General features: G+C 52.2%; 5 protein-coding genes. 1 reads left to right on the forward strand and 4 read right to left on the reverse strand.

Translation table 11 applies throughout. The features are described 5' to 3' along the window. Positions 1–164: 164 nt before the first annotated feature. The 4 genes from FDW87_RS02055 to ilvL all read right to left on the reverse strand — a co-directional run bounded on the left by FDW87_RS02055 (position 165) and on the right by ilvL (position 3,256). Positions 165–1,094: a branched-chain amino acid transaminase gene (locus FDW87_RS02055; RefSeq protein ID WP_003829030.1), complete on the reverse strand. Its 930-nt coding sequence runs from the start codon at positions 1,092–1,094 to the stop codon at positions 165–167. Between the two features lie 17 nt (positions 1,095–1,111). Further along, a complete protein-coding gene (gene ilvM, locus FDW87_RS02060; RefSeq protein WP_003018017.1) occupies positions 1,112–1,375 on the reverse strand; it encodes an acetolactate synthase 2 small subunit in 264 nt (87 codons plus the stop codon). Further along, positions 1,372–3,018, reverse strand: a complete 1,647-nt coding sequence (gene ilvG, locus FDW87_RS02065) for an acetolactate synthase 2 catalytic subunit (protein ID WP_075849014.1) — start codon at positions 3,016–3,018, stop codon at positions 1,372–1,374. The genes ilvM and ilvG overlap by 4 nt, the downstream gene beginning before the upstream one ends. A gap of 139 nt (positions 3,019–3,157) precedes the next feature. Continuing rightward, positions 3,158–3,256, reverse strand: a complete 99-nt coding sequence (gene ilvL, locus FDW87_RS02070; protein WP_001311244.1) for an ilv operon leader peptide — start codon at positions 3,254–3,256, stop codon at positions 3,158–3,160. A gap of 353 nt (positions 3,257–3,609) precedes the next feature. Between ilvL and FDW87_RS02075 the strand changes: the two genes are divergently transcribed. Next, the coding region (locus FDW87_RS02075) for a magnesium chelatase domain-containing protein (protein ID WP_170975094.1) at positions 3,610–4,308 on the forward strand (699 nt) is incomplete at its 3' end.

Consider the following 4,308-nt stretch of genomic DNA (forward strand, 5'->3'; position numbering starts at 1 on the left):
TTAGGCATGCTTGATTAACTCCCGTCTGTCTTTCCCCTGCATATTTCACGCCGCAGCTGAGGGCTGCCTCGCTCCCCCCAGTCACCTACTAAAGTAAGCTCCTGGGGCTCGCTGCGTTGCCGTCTTCCTGCAACGTGAACTATTTTGGGGAAATATTAATTTTGTTATTGGTTTACTGAATCCAACCAGCCGTATTTATCTTCCGTTTCACCGGTGAAGAGGCCAAAGAAGGCCTGCTGGATGCGTTTGGTGACCGGACCGCAGCGGCCTTCGCCCACCTGAATACCATCGACGCTGCGTACTGGGGTGATTTCGGCCGCGGTACCGGACATGAACACTTCGTCGGCCAGGTACAGCGATTCACGAGACAGCACCTGCTCACGCACTTCGATATCGAGATCTTTCGCCAACTTAATGATCGCGTCACGGGTGATACCCGGCAGCGCGGAAGAGGTAAACGGCGGGGTAAACAGAATGCCGTCTTTTACTTCAAACAGGTTTTCGCCCGCGCCTTCGGAGATGTAGCCATTCACATCCAGCGCAATGCCTTCCTGGTAGCCATGACGACGCGCTTCACTACCCACCAGCAGCGAAGACAGATAGTTACCACCTGCTTTAGCAGCGGTAGGAATCGTGTTCGGCGCAACGCGGTTCCAGGAAGAAACCATCGCGTCGATCCCCTGCTCCAGCGCTTCAGCACCGAGGTAAGCCCCCCATGGGAACGCGGCGATTATCACATCAGTGGTATATCCCGCAGGCGGGTTAACGCCCATCCCTACGTCGCCAACAAACACCAGCGGACGGATATAGGCGCTGGTCAGGTTGTTTTTACGAATCACCTCACGGCAAGCTTCCATCAGCTCATCAACGCTCTGAGAAACGGGAAAACGATAGATCTTGGCTGAATCACGCAGACGCTGCATATGTTCGCGATGACGGAACACTACCGGCCCTTTGTGAGAATCGTAGCAACGGATCCCTTCAAATACAGAAGTACCGTAGTGCAGCGCGTGGGACATCACGTGGACCTTCGCGTCTTCCCAACGAATCATCTCGCCATTAGACCAAATGTAATCAGCTTTTTTCGTCGTCATTTTTCTTCCTTTTGCGCTCAGGCGCGGATTTGTTGTGATGTGGTTGTGCTCTGGCAGATAGCAACATGTGCAACATCTACCAGTTTACTTAACTGACTAAACAGTAAGTCGACCGACCGGGGACTGGCAACGGTCAATTCGATATTTATATTCTGCGCATCGCTGGCGGCTTCCATATTCATGGAGCACACCTGAAAACCACGATGGCGTACCACGCGTAAAACACGTTCTAACGTTTCCGGATTGAAACGAGCCTCAACGGCGACCTGATGTTGCATCATGATAATTTCTCCAGCATTTCTGAGTTACTGGCGCCAGGTGGCACCAGAGGCCAGACATTCTCAAGTTCGTCGATTGAGACATGAAGCAAGTATGGCCCCTCGCTGCTCAGCATGGTGTCGAGTGCCGCTTCAACCTGGTCTTTACGGGTGATGTGTTGACCAGGAATGCCGAAGGCTCTGGCCAACATGAGGAAATCGGGGTTATCGGTAAGGGTGGTTTCGCTATAACGTTCCTGGAAAAACAGCTGCTGCCATTGTCGCACCATGCCTAACCGCTGGTTGTCGAGTAAAACTATCTTCAGCGGCAACTGTTTGCGTTTTACGGTGCCCAATTCCTGTACATTCATCATGAAGGAACCGTCACCGGAGATACAGATTACCGTATCATTCGGGCGAGCAACCTGCGCGCCAACCGCTGCTGGCAGGCCAAAGCCCATCGTCCCCAGACCGCTCGACGTGATGAAATTTTCAGGGCGAGTGTAGGTCATATGCTGTGCCGACCACATCTGATGCTGGCCAACATCCGTTGTCACTACGCTATCCGCAGGTTTGCGATCGGATAACTGCTTTAACAACAGTGGCGCATAGATAGCTTCCCCCGGATGGTCGTAGCGCCAGGTATGTTCTGCGCGCAGTTCAGCGCTGTGCTGACGCCATTCGTCAATCTTCATCAATTGCTGTAATGCTGGCAGCAGAGAATTTAAATCCCCCTGCAGCGCCACGTGTGCCTGGCGCAGTTTGTTCATTTCCGCTGGGTCGATATCCATGTGGATTACGCTGGCGTTCGGTGCGAAGGTATTCAGCTTGCCAGTCACCCGGTCATCAAAACGTGCGCCAACCGCAATCAGTAAATCGCACTCTTGCACCGCGAAATTCGCGGCTTTAGTACCGTGCATTCCCAACATGCCCAAATAGTACGGGTAGTCAGCATCTACTGCGCCCAGACCTTTCAGCGTGCAGGCGACCGGCATTTGGGTTACCGCGATAAATTCACGCAGGGCCGGGACCGCCTGCGCCATACCTACGCCACCACCTACGTACAGGATGGGTTTTTGTGCCTGCGCCAGCATATTACGTGCCTGCTCAACGTCAGCGTGCGGAAACGTCTCTACGTTTTCGACGGTCGTAAAATATGGCTCCAGCGTACCGCTGGCTAATTGAATGTCTTTCGGGATATCAACCAGAACTGGACCCGGACGACCGGAATTCGCCACGGCGAAAGCCTCAGCCATGATACGCGGCAGTTCTTCGAGTGACTGTACCAGGAAGCTGTGTTTGGTGCAGGACAGAGACATCCCCAGCACGTCCACTTCCTGGAACGCATCCGTTCCGATGAAAGGTGATGCCACCTGACCGGTGATCGCCACCACTGGAACAGAATCTAACAGCGCATCGGCAAGGCCCGTGATCAGGTTGGTTGCGCCAGGGCCGGAGGTAGCGATACAAACGCCGGTTTTACCGGTCGCACGGGCATAGCCAATCGCCGCCATTGCCGCACCCTGCTCGTGTCGGCACAACAGGTGCTCTACGCCGCCGTCATACAACGCATCGTAAACCGGCATAATTGCGCCACCAGGATAACCAAAGACGGTTTGAACCCCTTGTGCACGCAACGCATGTACCACCCACTGTGCCCCATTCATAGTTACATCCCCGCCGTAAATCTTGAGAAACAGAATTTTATGCTACCGTTCACTTTCTGCTCCTCGTGTATGTTTTTAAGGTCAAAAAAAACCCCCGGACCTTTCGGTGCGGGGGTCTTAGTTCGTTAAGGCTTGTTTTCTAAGCCTTTCCTCGTCCAAGTGCAGCCCCGCACGGTGGGATAATAATCACCACCACGCTAATCACGACCAGGCTAATCACTCGTAGAAGGGCTGTCATTTTTGTATTTTCTTGCATCTTGTTCGAAGGAATACCTAAAGAGTTACCATAGAATTTGCAAATGACACAAGATATTTTTTTATTCGTTTTTCTGACGTCGTTAACGGTTTAGATAAATACCGTTGTTTTTTATACAAAAAAATCAAAAATGAAAATATTTCACGCTTCAGGCGATCATCGGTAACCCGATCCCCAATACAAACACCATTCAAAAGCATTTGCGGGCGTCATTCCAGGCTTAATGCAAGCAATTATACGTTGCGCAAAAATACGAGAATCAGCATCTAAAAACCGTAATTATGTGAAATCTTGCCGCGATGTATTACGACATAATACTTTTATCAGGAGGAATTATGTCACTATCGATTGTTCACACACGCGCCGCGCTAGGCGTGAATGCGCCAGCCATTACCATCGAGGTACATATCAGCAACGGCCTGCCTGGTTTAACCATGGTGGGGCTGCCCGAAACGACGGTGAAAGAGGCTCGCGATCGGGTACGCAGTGCGATTATTAATAGCGGTTATGAATTCCCAGCAAAGAAAATAACTATAAACCTCGCTCCGGCCGATCTCCCGAAAGAAGGGGGGCGATATGATTTACCTATCGCTGTTGCGCTTCTGGCCGCTTCTGAGCAGCTTACACCCCACAATCTCGACACCTACGAGCTGGTAGGTGAATTAGCGCTTACAGGCGCGCTACGCGGCGTTCCCGGCGCGATATCAAGCGCAACCGAGGCCATTCGTGCAGGCAGGCGAATTATTGTCGCAAAAGAGAATGCCGCTGAAGTTGGACTGATACACGGCGAAGGGTGCCTGATCGCCGATCACCTGCAGACCGTATGCGCATTTCTCGAAGGTAAGCATGATTTAGACAGGCCATCATCCGCAGATTTTACGCCTAACGCATTAGCTGATGATCTGAGTGATGTTATCGGCCAGGAACAGGGTAAACGCGGGCTGGAGCTTACCGCAGCAGGCGGCCACAATCTCTTGCTCATCGGCCCGCCGGGTACGGGAAAGACTATGCTAGCCAGTCGACTCAGAGGGCTA

The organism is Citrobacter sp. wls826, from assembly GCF_005281245.1.
In the GTDB taxonomy this organism is placed as follows: Bacteria; Pseudomonadota; Gammaproteobacteria; order Enterobacterales; family Enterobacteriaceae; genus Citrobacter; species Citrobacter braakii.

Coding starts and splice junctions, on each gene's coding strand:
- ilvM (WP_003018017.1), bottom strand. CDS start 1,375: ATGATGCAACATCAGGTCGCCGTTGAGGCTCGTTTCAATCCGGAAACG.
- FDW87_RS02055 (WP_003829030.1), bottom strand. CDS start 1,094: ATGACGACGAAAAAAGCTGATTACATTTGGTCTAATGGCGAGATGATT.
- ilvG (WP_075849014.1), bottom strand. CDS start 3,018: ATGAATGGGGCACAGTGGGTGGTACATGCGTTGCGTGCACAAGGGGTT.
- ilvL (WP_001311244.1), bottom strand. CDS start 3,256: ATGACAGCCCTTCTACGAGTGATTAGCCTGGTCGTGATTAGCGTGGTG.